The organism is Thermophilibacter sp., from assembly GCF_966187215.1.
The window spans coordinates 1-20,272 of the sequence record NZ_CBIFYV010000028.1; the positions used below are offsets into that span (position 1 = coordinate 1).

General features: G+C 67.9%; 19 protein-coding genes and 1 tRNA gene. 9 read left to right on the forward strand and 11 right to left on the reverse strand.

Translation table 11 applies throughout. The features are described 5' to 3' along the window. Positions 1-643 (forward strand): DUF3825 domain-containing protein (locus tag ACWTSU_RS02620; protein WP_455138324.1); only part of this gene is annotated, 643 nt, incomplete at its 5' end. Positions 644-1,024: 381 nt separating this feature from the next. Continuing rightward, complete coding sequence (locus tag ACWTSU_RS02625) at positions 1,025-2,245, forward strand: NADP-dependent isocitrate dehydrogenase (RefSeq protein ID WP_455138325.1); 1,221 nt, start codon at positions 1,025-1,027, stop codon at positions 2,243-2,245. Here the strand turns inward: ACWTSU_RS02625 and ACWTSU_RS02630 are convergent. Both ACWTSU_RS02630 and ACWTSU_RS02635 read right to left on the reverse strand, forming a co-directional pair. Next, positions 2,242-2,961, reverse strand: a complete 720-nt coding sequence (locus tag ACWTSU_RS02630) for a YdcF family protein (RefSeq protein ID WP_455138326.1) — start codon at positions 2,959-2,961, stop codon at positions 2,242-2,244. The two genes, ACWTSU_RS02625 and ACWTSU_RS02630, sit on opposite strands and share 4 nt — an antisense overlap. Positions 2,962-3,022: 61 nt before the next feature. Then, complete coding sequence (locus tag ACWTSU_RS02635; protein ID WP_455138327.1) at positions 3,023-4,444, reverse strand: amidophosphoribosyltransferase; 1,422 nt, start codon at positions 4,442-4,444, stop codon at positions 3,023-3,025. A gap of 220 nt (positions 4,445-4,664) precedes the next feature. Here ACWTSU_RS02635 and eno point away from each other — a divergent pair, with 220 nt between their 5' ends. Together eno and ACWTSU_RS02645 are read left to right on the forward strand one after the other, a co-directional pair. After that, positions 4,665-5,954 carry a phosphopyruvate hydratase gene (gene eno / locus ACWTSU_RS02640; protein WP_455138328.1) on the forward strand — a complete coding sequence of 430 codons (1,290 nt, stop codon included), beginning with the start codon at positions 4,665-4,667 and terminating at the stop codon, positions 5,952-5,954. Positions 5,955-6,062: 108 nt separating this feature from the next. Continuing rightward, positions 6,063-7,256: a diphosphate--fructose-6-phosphate 1-phosphotransferase gene (locus tag ACWTSU_RS02645; RefSeq protein WP_455138329.1), complete on the forward strand. Its 1,194-nt coding sequence runs from the start codon at positions 6,063-6,065 to the stop codon at positions 7,254-7,256. A 209-nt stretch (positions 7,257-7,465) separates the two neighbouring features. Here the strand turns inward: ACWTSU_RS02645 and ACWTSU_RS02650 are convergent, their stop codons facing one another. The 3 genes from ACWTSU_RS02650 to ACWTSU_RS02660 are packed head-to-tail and all read right to left on the reverse strand — an operon-like array spanning position 7,466 to position 9,162. After that, on the reverse strand, positions 7,466-8,140 hold the full coding sequence (locus ACWTSU_RS02650) for a pentapeptide repeat-containing protein (protein WP_455138330.1): 675 nt from the start codon (positions 8,138-8,140) through the stop codon (positions 7,466-7,468). Next, positions 8,141-8,806, reverse strand: a complete 666-nt coding sequence (locus ACWTSU_RS02655) for a copper homeostasis protein CutC (protein WP_455138331.1) — start codon at positions 8,804-8,806, stop codon at positions 8,141-8,143. Continuing rightward, the gene (locus ACWTSU_RS02660) at positions 8,800-9,162 is read right to left on the reverse strand and encodes an arsenate reductase family protein (protein WP_455137301.1); all 363 of its coding nucleotides are present in this window, start codon (positions 9,160-9,162) and stop codon (positions 8,800-8,802) included. The genes ACWTSU_RS02655 and ACWTSU_RS02660 overlap by 7 nt, the downstream gene beginning before the upstream one ends. A gap of 108 nt (positions 9,163-9,270) precedes the next feature. On the opposite strand from ACWTSU_RS02660, the gene ACWTSU_RS02665 reads away from it, so the two are divergent. Together ACWTSU_RS02665 and ACWTSU_RS02670 are read left to right on the forward strand one after the other, a co-directional pair. After that, positions 9,271-10,287: an HNH endonuclease gene (locus ACWTSU_RS02665; protein ID WP_455138332.1), complete on the forward strand. Its 1,017-nt coding sequence runs from the start codon at positions 9,271-9,273 to the stop codon at positions 10,285-10,287. Positions 10,288-10,526: 239 nt separating this feature from the next. Then, positions 10,527-11,135 carry an HAD family hydrolase gene (locus tag ACWTSU_RS02670; protein WP_455138333.1) on the forward strand — a complete coding sequence of 203 codons (609 nt, stop codon included), beginning with the start codon at positions 10,527-10,529 and terminating at the stop codon, positions 11,133-11,135. Between the two features lie 3 nt (positions 11,136-11,138). On the opposite strand, the gene ACWTSU_RS02675 is transcribed toward ACWTSU_RS02670, so the two are convergent. From ACWTSU_RS02675 to ACWTSU_RS02685, 3 genes are all read right to left on the reverse strand, one after another. Next, the gene (locus tag ACWTSU_RS02675) at positions 11,139-12,416 is read right to left on the reverse strand and encodes a serine/threonine-protein kinase (RefSeq protein WP_455138334.1); all 1,278 of its coding nucleotides are present in this window, start codon (positions 12,414-12,416) and stop codon (positions 11,139-11,141) included. A gap of 75 nt (positions 12,417-12,491) precedes the next feature. Next, positions 12,492-12,911: an XRE family transcriptional regulator gene (locus tag ACWTSU_RS02680; protein ID WP_455138335.1), complete on the reverse strand. Its 420-nt coding sequence runs from the start codon at positions 12,909-12,911 to the stop codon at positions 12,492-12,494. A gap of 12 nt (positions 12,912-12,923) precedes the next feature. Next, positions 12,924-13,640 carry a DUF4352 domain-containing protein gene (locus tag ACWTSU_RS02685; RefSeq protein ID WP_455138336.1) on the reverse strand — a complete coding sequence of 239 codons (717 nt, stop codon included), beginning with the start codon at positions 13,638-13,640 and terminating at the stop codon, positions 12,924-12,926. 543 nt (positions 13,641-14,183) lie between these two features. Between ACWTSU_RS02685 and ACWTSU_RS02690 the strand changes: the two genes are divergently transcribed. Next, positions 14,184-15,416 carry a Wadjet anti-phage system protein JetD domain-containing protein gene (locus ACWTSU_RS02690; RefSeq protein ID WP_455138337.1) on the forward strand — a complete coding sequence of 411 codons (1,233 nt, stop codon included), beginning with the start codon at positions 14,184-14,186 and terminating at the stop codon, positions 15,414-15,416. Positions 15,417-15,450: 34 nt separating this feature from the next. On the opposite strand, the gene ACWTSU_RS02695 is transcribed toward ACWTSU_RS02690, so the two are convergent. From ACWTSU_RS02695 to ACWTSU_RS02705, 3 genes are all read right to left on the reverse strand, one after another. After that, positions 15,451-15,789: a P-II family nitrogen regulator gene (locus ACWTSU_RS02695; protein ID WP_455138338.1), complete on the reverse strand. Its 339-nt coding sequence runs from the start codon at positions 15,787-15,789 to the stop codon at positions 15,451-15,453. Between the two features lie 9 nt (positions 15,790-15,798). Continuing rightward, a complete protein-coding gene (locus tag ACWTSU_RS02700; protein ID WP_455138339.1) occupies positions 15,799-17,076 on the reverse strand; it encodes an ammonium transporter in 1,278 nt (425 codons plus the stop codon). A 422-nt stretch (positions 17,077-17,498) separates the two neighbouring features. Continuing rightward, positions 17,499-18,257, reverse strand: a complete 759-nt coding sequence (locus ACWTSU_RS02705; protein WP_455138340.1) for an SDR family NAD(P)-dependent oxidoreductase — start codon at positions 18,255-18,257, stop codon at positions 17,499-17,501. 217 nt (positions 18,258-18,474) lie between these two features. Here ACWTSU_RS02705 and ACWTSU_RS02710 point away from each other — a divergent pair. Together ACWTSU_RS02710 and ACWTSU_RS02715 are read left to right on the forward strand one after the other, a co-directional pair. Next, positions 18,475-18,551 (forward strand) — tRNA-Met (locus ACWTSU_RS02710). 175 nt (positions 18,552-18,726) lie between these two features. Beyond that, positions 18,727-20,133 carry an ATP-binding protein gene (locus ACWTSU_RS02715; RefSeq protein ID WP_455138341.1) on the forward strand — a complete coding sequence of 469 codons (1,407 nt, stop codon included), beginning with the start codon at positions 18,727-18,729 and terminating at the stop codon, positions 20,131-20,133. Positions 20,134-20,272 lie beyond the last annotated feature (139 nt).

The window sequence follows — 20,272 nt, forward strand, 5'->3', positions numbered from 1 at the left end:
TGCCCCTCACCTCACTAGCGGTGGGGGGGGGGGCTCCCTGACCTCGGGTCGACCGCTCACCCAGACGATCGCCCTCGGCTCCTGGGAGGAGGCGCTCGAACGCCTCGCCGCGCTGGCCGCCCCCGAGGACTGGGGGCCGGGACGCGACATCCTGCGCGGCTACCTGACGATGACCTTCGACCGCGTCAGCTCGCAGGAGCTGCTCCGAGTCTCCAACGATGGCTCGTCCGCCGACTTCGACACGGGTCTGCTCACCGCCGACGGCCTGCCCGTCCACGCCCGCCTCGCGGCGCGGCCGAGCGACATCCCGTGGAAGCTCGAGGGCTTCGTCACCGATGGCCCGGGCAAGCCCGCCGGCCTCAACGCGCCCCCGGCGTTGCGGCTGTTTGACCCGACGCTCCCCGCCCCTGACGTGCCCGGCACCGACGCGCTCGCGCGCAGCCCCCGGCTCTCCACGGCCGCCTATGACCCCGTCGCCCGCGCGGCGCGCCTGCTCGTCCCCGCGGGCGGCCGCGCCCTGGCGCTCGACCTCGTCAACGGGGCCTACGCGCGCGTGGCCGAGCTCGCCCTCGAGGACGCCTACGTCTGCGCCCGCGCGCTCGGCTCCGAGCAGCCCTCCTGGCTGCGCCCGCGCCAGCCATAGGCCCCTGGATGTGCAATACGCCCTCTCGTTACACAAATTAGCCCCTCGCAGCGCAATAGAGCCGTTTCTTACACAGGGTTTTGGGGGTCCGCAGACATCCGTGCGGACCCCCAGTGCAGAAAACCGCAGTTGGCATATATCAACTTTTAATCCGTATTCACCTTTTTCAAAAAAATCCTGTGTAAGGAACGGCGCTATTGCACGCGGACTTCCGATTTTGTGTAACGAACGGCACTACTGCGCGCGTCGCCCCCACGGCGGCGTGGCACAATCCCGCGCGCGTCCCGTAACAAGCGCGTCTCAAGCCGCCGTCGCCCGCCGGGCGCCGCGCGCGGCCGTGCTACATTCGTGCCGCTCACCAACGCGACCCGGGAGGCACGCATGGCCAAGATCGAGATGAAGACCCCGCTCGTCGAGATGGACGGCGACGAGATGACGCGCGTCATCTGGCAGATCATCAAGGACGAGCTCATCTGCCCGTACGTGGATCTCAAGACCGAGTACTACGACCTCGGCCTCGAGAACCGCGACGCCACCGACGACCAGGTCACGGTGGACTCCGCCGAGGCCACCAAGCGCCTCGGCGTGGCCGTGAAGTGCGCCACCATCACCCCCAACGCCGCACGCGTGGAGGAGTACGATCTCAAGCAGATGTGGAAGAGCCCCAACGGCACCATCCGCGCCCTGCTCGACGGCACCGTCTTCCGCGCCCCCATCGTGGTCAGGGGCATCGAGCCCACGGTCACCACCTGGAAGCGCCCCATCACGATCGCGCGCCACGCCTACGGCGACGTCTACAAGAACGCCGAGATGCGCGTCGACGGCCCCGGCAAGGTCGAGCTGGTCTACACCGCCGCCGACGGCACCGAGCGCCGCGAGCTCGTCCACGTCTTCGACGGCCCCGGCGTGGTCCAGGGCCAGCACAACCTCGACGCCTCCATCGAGAGCTTCGCGCGCAGCTGCTTCGAGTACGCGCTGTCCACGAGCCAGGACCTCTGGTTCGCCACCAAGGACACGATCTCCAAGACCTACGACCATCGCTTCAAGGACATCTTCGCCGACCTCTTTGAGGCCGAGTACCGGGCGCGCTTCGAGACGGCGGGCATCGAGTACTTCTACACCCTCATCGACGACGCCGTGGCCCGCGTCGTGAAGTCGGAGGGCGGCTTCATCTGGGCCTGCAAGAACTACGACGGCGACGTCATGAGCGACATGCTGAGCTCGGCCTTCGGCAGCCTGGCCATGATGACCTCCGTGCTCGTGAGCCCGCACGGCTACTTCGAGTACGAGGCCGCGCACGGCACCGTCCAGCGTCACTACTACAAGCACCTGAGGGGCGAGCCCACCTCTACCAACTCGGTAGCCACGATCTTCGCGTGGACCGGCGCGCTGCGCAAGCGCGGCGAGCTGGACGGAACGCCCGAGCTCGTGGACTTCGCCGACCGCCTGGAGGCCGCCACGCTCCACACGATCGAGTCCGGCCGCATGACCGGCGACCTCGCGCGCATCACGACCCTCCCCGACCCCGTCACGCTGGGGACGCGCGAGTTCATCCTCGCCGTCCGCGAGACCCTGGACGCCGAGGCGGCCGCGCGCGCCTAGAGGCTCCCGGCGAGCTCGCCCAGCGCGACGGCGCAGCACTCGCGCAGGAGGGCGTGTGGCAGATAGAGCGGGTTCGAGCGGGCTGCCAGGCCGTACGCGCCGGGCAGCCCGCCCCTTTGCGCGATGCGCAGCGCCCGATAGAGGTGGAAGTCGCTGGTCACCACGCCGACCATCGCGTCAGCGTCACCATGCGCGGCGAGAAGCTCGGCGGAGTAGCGGATGTTCTCCTCCGTACTGGTCGAGCGGTCCTCGCGGAGCACGCGCGCCTCGTCCACGCCATGCTCGAGCAGGTAGTCCGCCATCACGTCCGCCTCGGGACGGACCTCGTCGGGTCCCTGCCCGCCCGAGACCACGCAGACGGTCCCGGGGTTGTCGCGCAGGTACGCCAGCGCCGCGTCAAGCCGAAACGTCAGCGCCTCGCTCGGGGAGCCGTCCGACCTGACGTGAGCGCCCAGCACCACCAGGTAGTCGAGACCCGCGGGCGGCGTCACCGAGGTCGCGGACCACACCCGCGCGCCCATCGCGCACGCGGCGAGAAGCCCCATAGCGCAGACGACGCACACCACCGTCCGCACGCGCTCCACGAGGCCCGCGGCCGCGAGCGCCGCGCCCAGCGCCAGCCAGACCACGAAGAAGCCGCCCGCCGGGTACAGCGCCGCCATAGCGACCCCATAGACAAGCGACACCACGCCGAGCGCGACCAGCACATGACCCATATGGCCTCCTCCAGCATGTGGAAAAGGGACAGTCCCTTTTCCACACTTTTCCACATGCGCGCTAGTCCCGTCCGCTCCAGCAGTAGGTGCAGACCTTGCTCCGGTCGATGCCGATGGCCTCGAGCATGCCGTCGAGGCTCTGGTACTCCAGCGAGTCGAAGCCCATCTCCTCGCAGATCGAGCGCAGCAGGCACCGCCCGCGCTCGGAGCGGCCGTCGGCGTACTCGTCGAGGTGCCTCTCGCCCTCGTCGCCCTCGAGCTCGCGGACCTTGCGCCGCGCGATGAGCTCGTACTCCGAGCGACTGCGCGAGAACGACAGGAACTTGCAGCCAAACATGATCGGCGGGCACGCAGAACGCATGTGCACCTCGGCGGCGCCGGTGTCGCGCAAGAAGTCGATCGTCTCGCGCATCTGGGTGCCGCGGACGATGGAGTCGTCCACGAGCAGCAGGCGCTTGTCGCGGATGAGCTCGGGCACCGGGATCTGCTTCATCTTGGCCACGCGATTGCGGACCTCCTGGTTGGCGGGCATGAACGAGCGCGGCCAGGTGGGCGTGTATTTGACGAAGGGGCGCGCGAGCGGCACGCCCGACTCCGTGGCGTAGCCGATTCCGTGCGGCAGGCCGCTGTCGGGCATGCCGGCCACGTAGTCCACCTCGGGGAGAAGCCCGGCGGCACGCTCGGCGCGGGCCATGATCGCGCCGTTGCGATAGCGCATGACCTCCACGTTGACGCCCTCGTAGGTGGAGTTGGGATAGCCGTAGTAGACCCAGAGGAACGCGCAGATGCGCATCTCGTCGCGCGCCGGGGAGAGCGTCTCGTAGCCGTCCGCGGTGATCCGTACGATCTCGGCGGGGCCGAGCTCGTGCTCGTCCACGTAACCGAGCTTGCCGTACGCAAAGGACTCAAAGGTCACGCAGTAGCCGTCGTCGTCGCGACCGATGAGCACGGGCAGGCGGCCGCGGGCGTCGCGCGCGGCGATGAGCTCGCCGGCCTCGGTCATGATGAGCAGCGTGAGCGAGCCCTCGATCGAGTCCTGCGCGTAGCGGATGCCGTCGACGAGATTGTCCTGGGTGTTGATGAGCGCCGCCACGAGCTCGTTGACATTGACCGCGCCGGAGCCCATGGCCATGAACTGGTGCCCCTCGCCCTCGAAGCGCGCCACGAGCGCGTCGAGGTTGGCCACCGCGCCCACCGTTGAGATCGCGTAGACGCCCAGGTGGGAGCGGACGAGCAGCGGCTGCGGGTCGTTGTCGGAGATGCAGCCCATGCCGCAGGTGCCGCCGAGGCTGGGCAGGTCGTGCTCGAACTTGGTGCGGAACGGCGTGTTCTCGATCGAGTGGATCTGGCGGTTGAAGCCGCCGCCCGCGCGGCACGTGACCATGCCGGCGCGCCGCGTGCCGAGGTGCGAGTGGTAGTCCACGCCAAAGAACACGTCGAGTGCCACGTCGCGGTGCGAGACGGCGCCGAAGAACGCTCCCATGGGTACCTCCCCGTCGATGGCGGCGGGCGCCCCCTACGACCAGCCGCGTCCGTTGTTGAGACGAGGATAGCATGCGCGTCGCTCGCGTCGGGCCACGTCGCCGCGGGCGCGCGGGCTTCTCGCCGCTCGCCATGCCGCCCGGTCCGCCGCGCATGACAAAAGTTAGGTTGGGTATACTACAATCATGCAAAGTTAGCCTTATCAAACAGAAAGGCATGCCATGAGCAAGATCACCAAGGTTCACGGCCGCGAGGTCCTCGACTCCCGCGGCAACCCCACCGTCGAGGTGGAGGTCACGCTCGAGGACGGCTCGGTCGGACGCGCCATCGTCCCGTCCGGCGCCTCGACCGGCGAGTTCGAGGCCGTCGAGCTGCGCGACGGCGAGAAGGACCGCTACCTGGGCAAGGGCGTCCTCAAGGCCGTCGCCCACGTCAACGACGAGCTCGCCGCCGTGCTCGTGGGCCGCGAGGCCACCGACCAGCGCGGCGCCGACGAGGCCATGATCGCCGCCGACGGCACGCCCAACAAGGGCCGCCTGGGCGCCAATGCAATCCTGGGCTGCTCGCTGGCCATCGCCCGCGCCGCCGCGGCCTCCGCCGGCCTGCCGCTCTACGCCTACCTCGGCGGCCCCAACGCGCACACCCTGCCCGTCCCGATGATGAACATCCTGAACGGCGGCGTGCACGCCGACAACAACTTGGACTTCCAGGAGTTCATGATCATGCCCGTGGGCGCGCCCGACTTCGCGACCGGCCTTCGGTGGTGCGCGCAGGTCTACCACACGCTCAAGGACACCCTCAAGGCCGCCGGCCTCTCCACCGGCGTCGGCGACGAGGGCGGCTTCGCGCCCGACCTCAAGACCAACGCCGAGCCGTTCGTCTACCTGATGGAGGCCGTGGAGGCCGCGGGCTTCAAGCCGGGCGAGGACTTCATGTTCGCGATGGACCCCGCCACCTCCGAGTGCTACAACCGCGAGACCGGCAGGTACGAGCTCAAGGGCGAGGGCCGCACCCTCACGTCGGACGAGATGGTGGACTACTGGGCCGAGCTCGTGGAGAAGTACCCGATCGTCTCCATCGAGGACGGCCTGGCCGAGGAGGACTGGGACGGCTGGGTCAAGCTCACCGAGCGCCTGGGCAAGAAGGTCCAGCTCGTGGGCGACGACCTCTTTGTCACCAACACGGCGCGCCTGCGCCGCGGCATCGAGCTCGGCGCCGCCAACGCCATCCTCATCAAGGTCAACCAGATCGGCACGCTCACCGAGACCCTCGACGCCATCGAGACCGCCAAGCGCGCGGGCTACGCCGCCGTGGTGAGCCACCGCTCCGGCGAGACCGAGGACACCACGATCGCCGACCTCGCCGTGGCCACCAACGCCGGCCAGATCAAGACCGGCGCCCCGGCGCGCACCGACCGCGTGGCCAAGTACAACCAGCTCCTGCGCATCGAGGACGCGCTCGGCGACTCCGCCGAGTACCTCGGCCGCGCGGCCTTCTACAACCTCGCGTAGCAGGCGCCCGTCCGCCGGTCGCCGCTCGCGCCCCGGGCCCCAGGGTCCGGGGCGCTTTTCTCGTCGCGTGCGTTATCCTTGCACGCAGGTCCACGTGAAGGGAGCGTCATGGCAGTCGAGAAGTGCGTGCTGGTCGGGCAGTCGGGCGGACCCACCGCCGCCATCAACTCGAGCCTCGCGGGCGTGATCGCCGCGGGCATCTTCGAGGGCGCGCGCGTCGAGGGCATGCGCTACGGCATCCAGGGGTTTCTCGACGGCTGCCACGTGCGCCTGGACGAGGCGTTCATGAGCAGGGTCGACATCGACCTGCTGCGCCAGACGCCCGCCAGCTGGCTGGGCAGCTGCCGCTACAAGCTCCCCGACCCCACGCGCGACACCGAGGTCTTTGAGCGGCTCTTCGAGCGCTTCGACGAGGTGGGCGCCACCGCCGTGCTCTACATCGGCGGCAACGACTCCATGGACACCATCGCCAAGCTCGCCGCCTACGGCAGCTCCGTGGGCAGCGACATCCGCTTCATCGGCGTGCCCAAGACCATCGACAACGACCTCGTGGGCACCGACCACACGCCCGGCTACGGCAGCGCGGCGCGCTTCGTGGCCACCACGATGAACGAGCTTGCCTACGACGCGGACGTCTACAACCTCAAGAGCATCTCGTTCGTCGAGATCATGGGGCGCGACGCCGGCTGGCTCACCGCCTCGAGCGCGCTCGCCCTCGCGACGCCCGACCTGGTGCTGCTCCCCGAGGTGCCCCTCGACGAGGACGTGCTCGTCGAGCGCATCGCCGGGATCTGCGAGCGCAAGAACACCGTCATGGTGGCCGTGAGCGAGGGCGTGCGCACGCCGGACGGCGCGCTGATCTGCGAGCGAGCGTCCTCGCAGGCGGGCGTGGACGAGTTCGGCCACCTCGCCGCGCTCTCGGGCGCGAGCCGCTACCTCGCCGCCCTCACCAAGCAGCGGCTGGGCTGCAAGACCCGCGCCATCGAGCTCTCCACCCTCCAGCGTTGCGCGAGCTACGCGGCGAGCCGGGTCGACCTCGACGAGGCCTACGACCTCGGGCACGCCGCCGTCGAGGTCGCGTTTGCCGGCGAGACCGGCAAGATGTGCGCCCTCGAGCGCGTCTCGGACAGCCCCTACGAGGTGCGGACGGCCCTGGTCGACGTGGCGTCTGTCGCCAACCAGGTGCGCAACGTCCCCAGCGAGTGGATCTCCGCGGACGGCATGGGCGTGGGCGACGAGCTCATGGCCTACATGCGCCCGCTCGTGGGCGACCTCCCCGCGCAGATGGCGCCGCTGAGCTAGGCCGCTGGGACGTTCCGCGCCCGGATTTCATTTTGTCTGTAGTTTATGCGGCACCCCTCAAGTATCACCCGAGGGGTGCCATTTTTTCTACCAGCGCGTTTGCGAGCGATTTTTTGTCTGTAGTTGGACGCGCCCCGATAAACTACAGACAAAACGGGCCGGCCCCTTTGACCGCGGTCGCGCAGGCGCATTATCGCTTGCGTCGGCCGTCACTCATCCTCCTTGATGCGGACACCAAGAAGCCCTATGAGCTCCGCGGCCTGGCCCTCGTCAATGATGGCGCCGCGCAGCTCGCGCAGGTCACTCGAGACGCGGATGCCCGCGATCTCGCATGACGAGAGGTCGATTCCCTCGAGGCTCGTACGGAAGAACGTCGCGCGCGTGAGGTCGCAGCGGTCCAGCGACACGTGGCGCAGGCGCGTCTGGTGCAGGGTCGCCTCCATGAGGTTCGTCTCGCTCGCAGCCAGGCGGTCGACCGTGGCCTCCGAGAGGTCGACGTAGCTGAGCTGGCAGTCCTCAAACGACACGCCGGTGAACCGCCCCTTGGCAAAGCTCAGACCCGGCGCCGAGCACGAGTGGAAGTCCACATGGTTGAGCCACGAGCGCCCCATCTCGCAGCGCACGAACCGGCAGCCCGAGAACAGCACGTCGGAAAACGTGCAGCCGCTGAGGTCCACCCACTCGAACGTGCAGCCGCGAAAGGCCACGTTCGAGAAGCCCGTGCCGTCGGCCGAGACCTCCGCGAGCTCGAGGCCGCTGAGGGTCGTGTTCTCCACGCGGGCGTCCGGCGCGCGCAGCGCGGCGAGAAGGTCCTCGCGATCCAGGTGCTCCCCCAGGTTGGGCGTGACCTGAGCGAAGCCCGTCTGGCGACGCGGGCGCGGCACCTACGCCACCCGCACGATCTTGGTGCCGTGCACCTCGGCCACGTCGAGCGCCGCGGCCACGTCCTCCGCGTTCTCCCAGGTGATGCCGCCGCCGGGCAGGATGGTGAGACGCCCCGCGGCGCGCTCTACGTACGCGCGCAGGCGCCCGAGGTTGTCCGCGACGGGCGTGCCGGCGGGACCCCCGTGGGTGAGGATGCGCTCGACGCCCTGGTCGGCCAGCCAGTCGATGGCCTCGAGCTGGTCGGTGGGCGCGAGCGCATCAAAGGCCATGTGGAAGGTCACGGCCACGCCATGCGGCGCCTCGGCCGAGGGATCGTGGGCCAGCCGGACGAGCTCGGCGGTGAGCTCGCGATCCAGCCGACCGTCCCTCAGGCAGCCGAAGACCACGCCGTCCACGCCCAGGCGCTTGGCCATGAGCAGGTCGTCGCACATCATAGCCGCCTCGGCAGCGGTGTACTCGAAGTCGCCGCCGCGCGGCCGCACCATGCACATGACCTTGGTGCCCGTCTTGCGCGCGTGCGCCACCGCCGCACGGATGACCCCGTAGCTGGGCGTGGTGCCGCCCACGGCGAGGTTGTCGCAGAGCTCCACGCGCGCCGCCCCGGCGGCCACCGCGGCGGGCACGAGCGTCATGTTCTCGGCACAGAACTCGCGGGTCGTCAGCACAGCGCGGCCTCCCACTCCGGCTCGCGGAAGCCCACAAGCACGAAGTCCTCGCCTACCACGATCGGGCGCTTGACGAGCATGCCGTCCTCGGCGAGCAACGCGAACGCGTCCGCGTCGGACAGGCCGGCGTCGAGCTGCGCCTTGATGTTGCGCTCGCGGTAGAGCCGGCCGCTCGTGTTGAAGAAGCGGCGGACGGGCAGCCCGGAGCGCTCCTGCCAGGTGGCCAGCTCGGCGGCCGTGGGGTTGTCCTCAACGATGTGGCGGTCCGTGTACGAGACGCCGTGCGCGTCCAGCCACGCCTTGGCCCGCTTGCAGGTGCTGCACTTGGGATACTCAACAAAGAGCACGTCAGCCATGGTTTTTCCTCTCGTCGGAGCGTGGGGCCAGTGTATCACGGGGACGGGACGCCATGCGGTCGAGCATCCATCAGCCGTATAATCGATCCATCCGCGGAGAGGAGGAGCATGCCAACCCAATTCGTCCATGAGTGCCCCGTGCTTCTCCCCTCGCTTGCCCGTGCCGAGAAGCTCGTGCCGGCACAGTTTGTCCCCTGCTACGAGTGGTTCATCGCAAACGCGGGCGAGAAGATCTCTCGTCTCCCTCACCGCATGGAGCGCAAGCCACGAACGCCCATCCCGTTGAGCAGGGACTCGGGCATCTATGTTCCCGGAACGGCGCACGTCACCTACGACGGTGGGAGAAGGTACGCCCTCTCGGTCCATTCGAGTGGCGGCGGACGCTACGACGACAGGAGGCCCATCCACCTCGCTGACGGGACCTGGATCTTCGACTACGCCGCCCACCAGGGGTCCGATCTGAGCCAAGGCTACAACGTCGCCCTCATGAACTGCCTCGACGACGGAGTGCCCGTTGGCGTCATGGTCCGCGAAGCGGGGGGCTACCGTGTTCTGGGCCTCGCCTTCATCGAACGGTACAACAGCGTCACGCGCATGTTCACCTTACACGGACCCGTCTCGCTTGCGACCGAGTCCTCCGGAGCGTTCCTGGCTCAGGGATTTGATGAGCTCTCAACCGACGACCAGCAGGTCATGATTGAGTATGACGGTTCCGACGAGAGACGCATCGTGACCGTTCAGCAGGTCAGACGCGAGCAGCAGAGCCGCTTCCGCGACGCGCTGCTCAGTGCATACGGCGGAGCCTGCGCAATCTCAGGAACCGACGTCAGTGCCGTCTTGCAGGCCGCGCACATCAATCCGTATCGAGGGCGCAAGTCGCAGATTGTTCAGAACGGCATCCTTCTGCGGGCCGATTTGCACCTTCTCTATGACGCGTATCTCATATCAGTTGAGCCGGACACTCACGCCGTCAGGCTCAGCGGGCGCCTTGCGGGCACCGATTATGCACACCTCAATCATCAACGGCTGCGGGCAACCTCGTCGCCCGAACTCGCCCCCAATGAGGATCTTCTCGCTCTGCACTATGAGCAGTTCAGGCAGGAGAACCAAGTTCTCGTTGCCTAACGGATACGTACACACGCAGCGGGTACGTACACTATTCAACTTTTGATATATGTGGGGACGGGCCTATGAGCTGGGGCTTCTCGCTTTGTGGGAAGAAATCAGGATTGCAACTGTATACGTAACCCGAAGAAGTGTACGCAACCGGAGGTAAGCGGCCATCGCAGGACGCAAGATGGCGCCCGCGCGGCGGCTGGCCGGCCGTGCTATGCTGCCGATATCGCCGAGGCAAGGAGGCCACCATGGACACGCCCGTCACCAACGTCGTCTTTGACATGGGCGGCGTGCTCATGAACTTCGACGGACCGTACTTCTCGGCTCAGTTCACGGACACGCCCGAGGACGCCGCGGCCCTCAACGCCGCGCTCTTTGGCTCGCCGCTCTGGACGCTGCTGGACTCCGGCACCATCAGCCACGAGACCATGGCCCGCTACGCCCGCGCCCACCTGCCCGAGCGCCTGCACCCCAACCTCGCCGACTGCATCGCGCACTGGCCGGAGCACTCCGCTCCCCTCGAGGCCACCAACGAGCTCGCCATCCGGCTCAAGCGCGAGGGCTACGGCCTCTACCTGCTCTCCAACGCGTCCACGCGCATCATGGAGCAGCTCAACCACATGCCGGCGATGTCATACCTGGACGGCTACCTGGTCTCGGGCATGGAGCGGCTGATGAAGCCCGACCCGGCCATCTACGAGCTGCTGTGTCGTCGCTACTACCTCGACCCCGCCACGTGCCTGTTCGTGGACGACAACGCCGACAACTGCGAGGGCGCGCGCGTCGCCGGCATGCGCGCGTTCCACTTCACCGGCGACGTCGCCGTGCTCGAGGCCGAGATCCGCGCGCTGCGGTAACCGTTACGCCGGCTGAGCCGCCACCGAGATCAGAGCCCACACCGCGAGGATGGCCCCGATGGCGAGAAGACCCGCGCGGGTCTCGCGACCCACGGTGAGACGGGCCAGCGCGGGGATCTCGCGGCGCAGGGGTCGCCGGTCGAGCAGCAAGTAGCCGACTATCAGGAAGAGCGGCACCATGAGGACGACGTAGGTGACGACGAGATACCACGTGGGCCAGGAGGCGTTGGACGGCGAGGGCTCCACGACCGCCATCACGCAGCCGACCACGAGCACCGCCGTCACGCCCAGGACGGCCACGTCCCAGAGCGCTCCTATCCAGCCGGGCACGCGGGCGAGCCGTACGCCGAGGGCGGAGGGGCCCCGGTGCTCGGGCTCGAACGTCGGCGGCTCGGGGTCGGGTGCCGGGGACGCGAGCGGGACGGGCGGCACGCCCCTCTCGGCCCCCGCGCTCTTCTCGGCCCCCGCGCCCAGCGCCGCGGCGAACGCGTCTCGCAGCTCGCGGGCCGAGGCGTAGCGCTGAGCGGGGTCGAGCTCCGTCGCGCGGACGACCACGGCGCGCAGCGCGTCCGGCAGGCCCGCGTCCGCGAACCCGGCCTCGCGGTCGCGCGCCAACGGCTCCCGACCCGTGAGGCAGAACAGCAGCACCATCCCGAGCGCGTAGACGTCGCTCTGGACGCTCGTCTGACCGAAGCCGAACTGCTCGGGCGGCGCGTAGGCGCGCGTGCCGAAGTGCGTGGTGTCCTGCTCGGCCCCCTCGCGCCAGGTGCGAGCGATGCCCAGGTCGATGAGGGTGACGCCGCCCTCCGAGACCATGACGTTGCTCGGCTTGAGGTCGCGGTGGACGATGGGGGCGCCGAGGCGCTCGTGGAGCTCGCTCACCGCGTCGCAGAGGTCCGGGAACACGCGGGCCGTGAGCTCGAGCCGCGCGCCGGCGCCCGCGGCGCGCCCCACAACGGCGTCGAGCGTCTCGCCGGGGACGTGCTCCATGACCACCACGAGGTCGTCGTCGCGGCGGTGGCACTCCACCAACCGCGGGAGGTGCGCCAGCCGCACGCCGCGACGCTGGGCCGCGAGCACCAGCTCGTAGGCCGCGCCCAGCCCGGAGTCAGCCCGGATGACCTTGCGCACAAGGGGCCCCAGCTCGGAACCGTTGGACCCCACGAAGAAGACGCGCTCCGTGCGCTCGAGGCGACCCTGCTTGTAGACCGCGTCCACGCGGTAGCAGTCATCGCGGCGCAGCGCGTCGAGGTAGCGCGAGAGCTCGTCATCGGTATCCATGGGGCCATCCTAACAGAGCGGGCGGACGGCGCCGCACCGACGCCGCCCGCCCGGGGCCTCATCCCCGCCGCATCCCTAGCAGATGGTCCGCTCGCCGAAGCGGTAGAGCTCCTCGTTGACCTTCTGGAGCGAGCAGCCGCGATCGATGCAGAAGATGATGATCGCGTCGCGCCGGTCCTTGCAGTAGAGCTCGGAGACGCCGGCCGCGGTGAGCGCGCGGTTGGTCTCGCGCAGGGTGAGCGCCATCGCGAAGGCGATCTGCAGCACCTTGTCGCGGCTCGGGTTGCGCGCGCCGGTGAAGATCTGATAGCCGAACGTGTCGTTGAGGTTGGCCATGCGCACCACGCGCGAGCGCTCGAGGCCCTTCTCGTCGAGCAGCTGCTGAAGGTACTCGGCGAGCGTGCGGTTGCCGGGCTCGCGCGCCGCGAGATAGTCGTCGATGCTCGACGTGGAGAGCAGCTCGTCAAGCAGCTCCTCGGTCAGCGGCTCGCTCATCGGTGGCCCATCCTACGCAACGTCCCAGCTCGCCGACGGCGAGTCACTGAGCATGGAGCCGAAGTACAGGATCTTGACCGTGCCCTCGACGAAGTAGACGGTGCCGGACTTGGTCCCACCGGCGGCAAGCGTGCCGGACGAGAGGTCGTCGGTCGCCTCGCTGTAGTAGGTCGTGTATTCCTGAGCGCCGTTGGCATCCTCGCCCTTCCAGTCATACGTATTGTAGGCTGCCGGCTCATCACCGTTGTTGACGTACGTCACATGCGCGGCCACTAGGGCTGAGCCATCATAGTTGGTGATGCCCGTCTCGACTGAGTCGACCGTAACCGTGAGCCCATTGTCGAGGCTAATGGATGCGCCGGGAGCGAGGTCAGTGGTTGCCTGCTCGTCGGAACCATCCTGCTGACCGTCAGCTCCCTCAGAGGAGCTCACGCCCGTGACGTCAGGGCCGCTCGTCGCATCGTCGATAGCCGCGCTCATGGCGCTCTGACTCGCGAGGACCACCACGAGCGCCACCACGTTCACCACGACAGCCGCAACCGCGAGACCCTTGCCCGACCGCTTGCCGCGCAACGTCCCCACCAGACCGACGATGGCCAGCACCAAGCCGATGGCCCCGATCACAAAGCTCAGGTTGTTCACGATTGGGACCCACGAGGACACCGCTGCGATGATGCCCAGCACCAGTCCCACGATTGCCATGACCGATGTGCCCCTCTTCTCGCTCATCCTCTGCACCTTCCTTCCGGCGCGCGCGGCGCCGCTCTTCAACGGACGAGTCCCATTCTTGTGAAGACGCAGATTGATTTCATTAGCTGGGAGCTAATGTGACGGGAGGCGCAGACGACGAGACACGCTATAACTCCGGTTGGCCGAAAATCCGTGCAATAACGCTGTTCGTTACACAAACAGGGGACCATCCATGCAATAGGTCGACTTGTTACACAGGGGGTTCTAGCTTCCAGAGATATCTTTCCCATGATTTAACTGTCTATATCGCTGTCTCCGCAGGTAGAAAGGATATAGGAGTGTTAATTAACGCCCGGATACTCCTCGAGTCGTCCATAATCCGTGTAAGAAAGCGCTCGATTGCACGACAGTCCGCAATTCTGTGTAAGAAACGGGCAAATTGCACACTTTTCGGTCGTCCCAGCCGTCCGTCCGAGCCCACAACCGCGTCGCCCCTCGCGTTAACACGCGGACGGATGGCACTGCCCCTCCCCGTCGCGGTATGCTTTTGGTAACGAATCTCGCACCCCACGAAAGGCACCCATGGCAAAGAAACTCACCGAGCAGGAGCAGGCGGCCGTCGTGGCGCTGGCCAAGCTCCTGGGCAAGGAGCTCCCCGCGGACCAGCGCGGCAACGCGGGCGGCATCGCGAGCGGGCTCGTGCGCCTGCGCCAGAACCCGATTCCCGAGAAGGACATCCGCACCGTCGTCGCGCGCTACGACGGGGACGACCGCACCATCGGCGCCCTCATCGACCTCGGCGTGCTCGCGGTGATGCCGGACAACGGCGGCTACGAGCTCGTCCTCCCCGGCACCCCCGACGGCGACGCCGAAGGCGCCCCGACGCCCGACGCCGACGCCGGCTCCGACGCCCCCATCGAGCGCGCTTCCCGCCGCGCGCCCAGCCGGCGCGAGAACCGCAGCCTCTCCCACCTCGACTGCGTGCGCAAGCAGACCCCCGAGCTCAACGAGGTCCGTCGCCAGATCGTGAGCCTCGACCCGCGCCTGTGGATCAACGGGTGGCTGCTCAGCTCGCCCGATGCCTTCGTCCTCTACGAGCGCGAGCTGCGCGCGCTCGACGCGGCGCTCGCCGGCAAGCCCGCGCTCGGCGACGGCACCCTCAGCGTCCGCGAGCTCTCCTACCAGGTCTTCGGCGACGAGAAGTTCCTCGCGCTGGAGTCGGACGGCCGCAAGCTCCTGCACCTGATGGGCCTCTCGGACATCGTGAGCAGCCGCCCGCAGGTCCGCCTCGACCTGATGCACCACATCCCCAAGCGCCATCGCCACATGCGACTCGTGGTGTCCGAGAACCTCGACCCCTGGGTCAACATGCGCAACGCCCTGTACCGCGACGGCCGCAAGCGTCTGCTCGGCGAGCGCGTCCACGGCGTGGTTTTTGGCAACGGCTACATCGTCGACGACCCGCACAAGCTGCCCGACCTCATCGCGACGCTGGACGCCGAGAGCGTCTGCGTGCTCTACTGGGGCGACATCGACCGCGCCGGGATCTCCATCCTCGACAAGCTGCACGAGATGGCCGACGGCCGCTTCGAGGTGCGCCCGTTCACGGCCGCCTACCGCCTCATGCTGCGTCGCGCGATGGACCGCTTCCCCGACCCCCTGGACAACGAGGGCACCGACCAGCGCACCGTCCCCGCGCACGGGCTCGAGCTCCTCGAGGCCGACCTCAGTGCCGATGAGGCCGCCTACCTGCGCGCCGTGGTGGACAACGCCCGCCTCATCCCCCAGGAGATCGTCACCGCGGCGGACCTGTAGGCCGCGCCCCGCGCCGCCCGCGTGGGCGGCGCGCCTACACCGCCTTGACGCCCCGCTCGCCGGTTCGGATGCGCACGCACTCCTCGACCGGGTAGACGAAGATCTTGCCGTCGCCCACCTCTCCGGTGCGCGCCACCCGGCAGATGAGGTCGATCATGTCCTCCACCTGCGCGTTGTTGATGACGAGCTCGACCTTGACCTTGGGGATCATGTTGAGCATGACCTCCGAGCCGCGGTAGTACTCGGTCCAGCCGTGCTGGCTGCCGCACCCCATGACCTCGTAGACGGTCATGCCGTGGCTGCCCTTCTCGTTGAGCGCGTCCTTGAGCTCCTCGAGCTTCTCGGGGCGGATGACGGCGGTTACCTTCTTCATGCTCTCTCCTTAGGAGTCGAGGCCGGTGTAGGCGGGGTAGGCGCTCTCGCCGTGCTGGGCCACGTCGAGGCCGAGCGCCTCGTCGTGCTCGCTGACGCGCAGGCGCCCGCGGAAGACGGCGCGCACCGCGGCCACGATCGCCAGGTCGAGCACGACCACGATGACGAGCGTCACCGCGATGCCCGCGAGCTGGCTCAGCAGCAGCGACGGGTCGCCGGTGTAGAGCAGGCCGCCCTTGCCCGTCCACGACAGCTCGGGCACGCAGAAGAGCCCCGTGAGGATGCCGCCCAGGATGCCGCCCACCCCGTGGCAGCCAAAGGCGTCGAGCGCGTCGTCGTAGCCCACGCGCGCCTTAAGGTGCGAGATCGCCAGGTAGCAGACGGGAGAGACGAGAAGCCCCATGACCACGGCGGCCCACGGCTCCACGAAGCCCGCGCCCGGCGTCACCACGACGAGACCGGCGACGAGGCCCGTACAGGCGCCCACGAGCGTGGGCTTGCCGGTGGCCACGCGCTCGACCACCAGCCACGAGGCCAGCCCCGCCGCGCTGGAGACCACGGTGTTGAGGATCGCGAGCGCGGCCACGCCGTCGGCCGCGAACTCCGAGCCGCCGTTGAAGCCGAACCACCCGAACCACAGCAGGCCCGCGCCCAGCGCGACGAACGGCACGTTGTGCGGGCGGTAGCTCTTGAGGCCGAAGCCCTTGCGCCGGCCGAGGAACAGGCACAGGGTGAGGCCCGTCACGCCGGAGCTGATGTGCACCACGTCGCCGCCGGCAAAGTCGAGCGCGCCGATCACGTCGCCGATCAGCGAGCCGTCGCCGCCCCAGACCATGTGCGCGAGCGGCGCGTAGACCACGAGCGCCCACACCACGAGGAACGCGCACACGGCGCCGAAGCGCATGCGCCCGGCCACCGAGCCGGTGACGATGGCGGCGGTGATCATCGCGAAGGCCATCTGGAACGTGATGTCAATGACGCTCGGGTAGACGGTGCCGTCGGGGACCGCCGCGCCCTCCTCGAGCACCCCCGAGACCACGCCAGTGAGCCCGAGCTGGTCGAACCCTCCGAACCACGAGAGCGAGCCGTCGCCCCCGTAGGCGAACGACCATCCCGCGACCACCCACACGAGCCCCACCACGCCGATGGCGGCGAAGGTCATGAGCATCGTGTTGACCACGTTCTTGCGGCGCGAGAGCCCGCCGTAGAAGAACGCCAGCCCCGGCGTCATGAGCAGGACGAGCATCGTGCAGACGAGCATGAAGGCGGTTGAGCCCGTGTCGTACATGGCGGCCTCCTCGGTCTTTCCTACCTGAAAACGCGACCGATGGTCGCACTGACCGAGAGAGGTGGTATCGCCGGGGCATGACCTGTTTACGCGCTCGCACGCGGGTCGAAACGTTGGACGCCGTCTCGCAACACGCGGCCGCACGCCGGAAACCGACGCGCAAAGAACCGTGCGGCGAGAAGGACGCAGGCCGAACGCCCTCGCCTCGCGCGAGCCAAGTGACGGGTATGTACACCCGCTTCGGGTATGTACACCCCGACGTCCGTACTGCTCTTCTCGTCACCCATCTGACCTGGGGATTTGTAGACGTGCCACCCCGTAGGAGTGTACATACCCGAAGCGAGTGTACATAGTCGACAACAGAGGACCGAGGGGCGCGTCAGATGGACGCCGCGCCCCTCGGCTCGTGCCAGCGAGAGGCCCTAGAGCATGGAGCCGAAGTCGCTCACGATGATCTGGCCGGTGATCGCGCGCGACTCGTCGCTCGCGAGGAACAGCGCGATGTTGGCCACGTCCTCAGGCGTGCAGGGCTGCGTCTGCATGTTGGAGTGGGCGGCCATGGCGCCGATCATGTCCGGGTCGAGCGTGGAGGGGTCCATGCCGGCGACCATCGGCGTGACAATGGTGCCGGGGCAGATGGCGTTGCAGCGGATGCCCGTGGCCTGGAAGCGCAGGGCGGTGTGCTTGGTGATGCCGATGACGGCCGCCTTGGACGAGACGTACGCCGCGCCGCCACAGCCCTTCTCACCGGCGACCGAGGCGATGTTGACCACGGAGGCGCCGCTGGTCATGCGCTTGGTGGCGGCGCGCATGCAGCGCATGGTGCCCTTCTGGTTGGTCTCGACGATGCGGTCGAGGTCCTCGTCGGTGTAGCGGTCGATGGGCTTGAGGCCCGCCTCGAGCACGCCCGCGTTGTTGACGAGAACGTCGATCCTGCCGTACCGCTCCACGGCGGCGGTCATGAGGTTCTCGGGGTCGTCGGGCTTGGAGATGTCCGTGGGGACCACGAACGCCTCGCCGCCGGCCTCGGCGATCTGCGCGGCGACCTCCTCGAGCGCGGCGGCGCGGCGGGCGCTCATGACGACCTTGGCCCCCTCGGCGGCGAAGAGCTTGGCGATGGTGGCGCCGACGCCGGAGTTTGCCCCGGTGACGACGGCGACCTTGTCTGCGAGTCGGTTCATGTAAGTGCTCCTTTACGTTGGTCGGGCAAAACGTGTAGCGCAGCGTATCGTGCGTCGCCAGGGGCACGCGCGGGCTTTCGGCCTGGGTCGGGGACGTCCTCGGGGAGCGGGCCGGGCGGACACGGATTGTGGAGAAGCGTCCACAATCGAAAAAGACCTTGCGAGAGGAGCGCTGGGTCGGTATAGTTATTTCTTGCACGCACGAAGTGCACCATAGTGCGGGGTGGAGCAGTCTGGTAGCTCGTCGGGCTCATAACCCGAAGGTCGTAGGTTCAAATCCTGCCCCCGCGACCAAATGCTCGGCCCAGAAGCTATGGCTTCTGGGCTTTTTTCTTGTTCTTGTGCCCTTAGGTGCATGTACGTGTGTCTGCATGAGAGAAATGCTTTTGTTGGAGTTGCCGACCGTCATGCAGCAGCGCCTCCTGGGGGTGGACGGATGCAGAGCCCCGTCGTCACAAACAATATCGAAGTGCTCTCCTCCATAAAGGAGAACCACTACTTTGACCGCAAGAGCGCGAGAATAAAGCCGGAGGACCTCGCCCGGCACGTGGTGGCCTTCGCCAACGCATCGGGCGGAAAGATCGTCGTGGGCGTAGAGGACGACGGGGCCGTGACCGGCTTCGCTCGCCAGGGTTCCCGCGATCCCGAGCGCTTCGAGCAGTGCGCCATCTCCGACTGCTCCCCGGCGCCCGACGTCTCCTGCACGCGCGTGCCCGTCACCAACGCCTCCGGCGAGGACGACTTCGTGCTCGTCATGGACGTCGAGCCGTCGACCAACCGCGTCATCACGCGGCGCAAGGACGGAGCGGTGTTCCTGCGGCAGGGCGACCAGAGCAAGACATTGGGTTATGAGCAGATACGCGCGCTCGAGTACGACAAGAACCAGCGCGTCTTCGAGGACGAGCTCGTCGAGGACTCCGGAATCGGGGACGTGGACCGCGAGGTCCTCGCCCGCTACAAGGAGATCCTCGGCACGGACGCCCCCGACGAGCAGGTCCTCCGCGCGAGGCGCTTCATGCGCGACGGGCGCCTCACCGTGGCGGGGCTCCTGCTCTTCGGCGAGTGCCCGGCCGCCTTCCTCCCGCAGGCGCGCGTTCGCGTGCTCCGCTTCGACGGGACCAAGATGGAGACCGGCGAGCGGCTGAACACGACCAAGGACGTCACGTTCGACGGGCCCATCCCCAAGGTCGTCGACGGTGCCTTCTCCCTCATCTCCGGGATGCTGAGGGAGTTCCAGTTCCTCGGGAGTGACGGAAGGTTCCAGACCGTGCCGGAGTACCCCGAGTTCGCCTGGTTCGAGGGCCTGGTCAACGCCGTCACCCACCGCGACTACGCCTACGCGGGGGACTACATCCGGGTCTCCATGTACGACGACAGGCTTGAGATCCTGAGCCCGGGCAAGCTCCCCAACACCGTCACGCTCGACAACATGCGTGAGACACGCTACTCGAGAAATCCCAGGATTGCGCGTACGCTCGTGGAGTTTGGCTGGGTCCGGGAGCTCAACGAGGGCGTGAAGCGCATCTACACCGAGATGCAGAGGTTCCTGCTCAACGATCCGATCTTCAGCGAGCCAGACGGGACGAAGGTCCAGCTCACGCTGGAGAACAACATCGTCGCGAGGACCCTCAGGCAGCGGGACGCCCTCGAGGACAGGGTCTCCCGGGAGGTCCTGGACGGCCTCGGCGAGTACGAGCTCGTCGCGGTCCAGGCAGCCTACGCGAGGGGCCGCGTGACCCCGAGGGAGCTTGCCTCGCTTATCGACAGGAGTCAGCGCTCCGCCACGCGCGTGCTCAAGGGACTCTCGAAGCGAGGAGTCCTTGAATGGCACGGGACTTCGACCAACGATCCCATGCAGTACTACACAGTCGCGTAGCTTGCCCCCGGCCCTGTCGGACCTTTGTCGGACCTCTGTCGGACCTTGTCGGACCTCGGCCACCAAGGCGCCCCCTGCTCGCGCCCCTCGGCTCGAGATCTTGTCGAACCTCTGTCGGACCTTGTCGAACCCTGTCAGA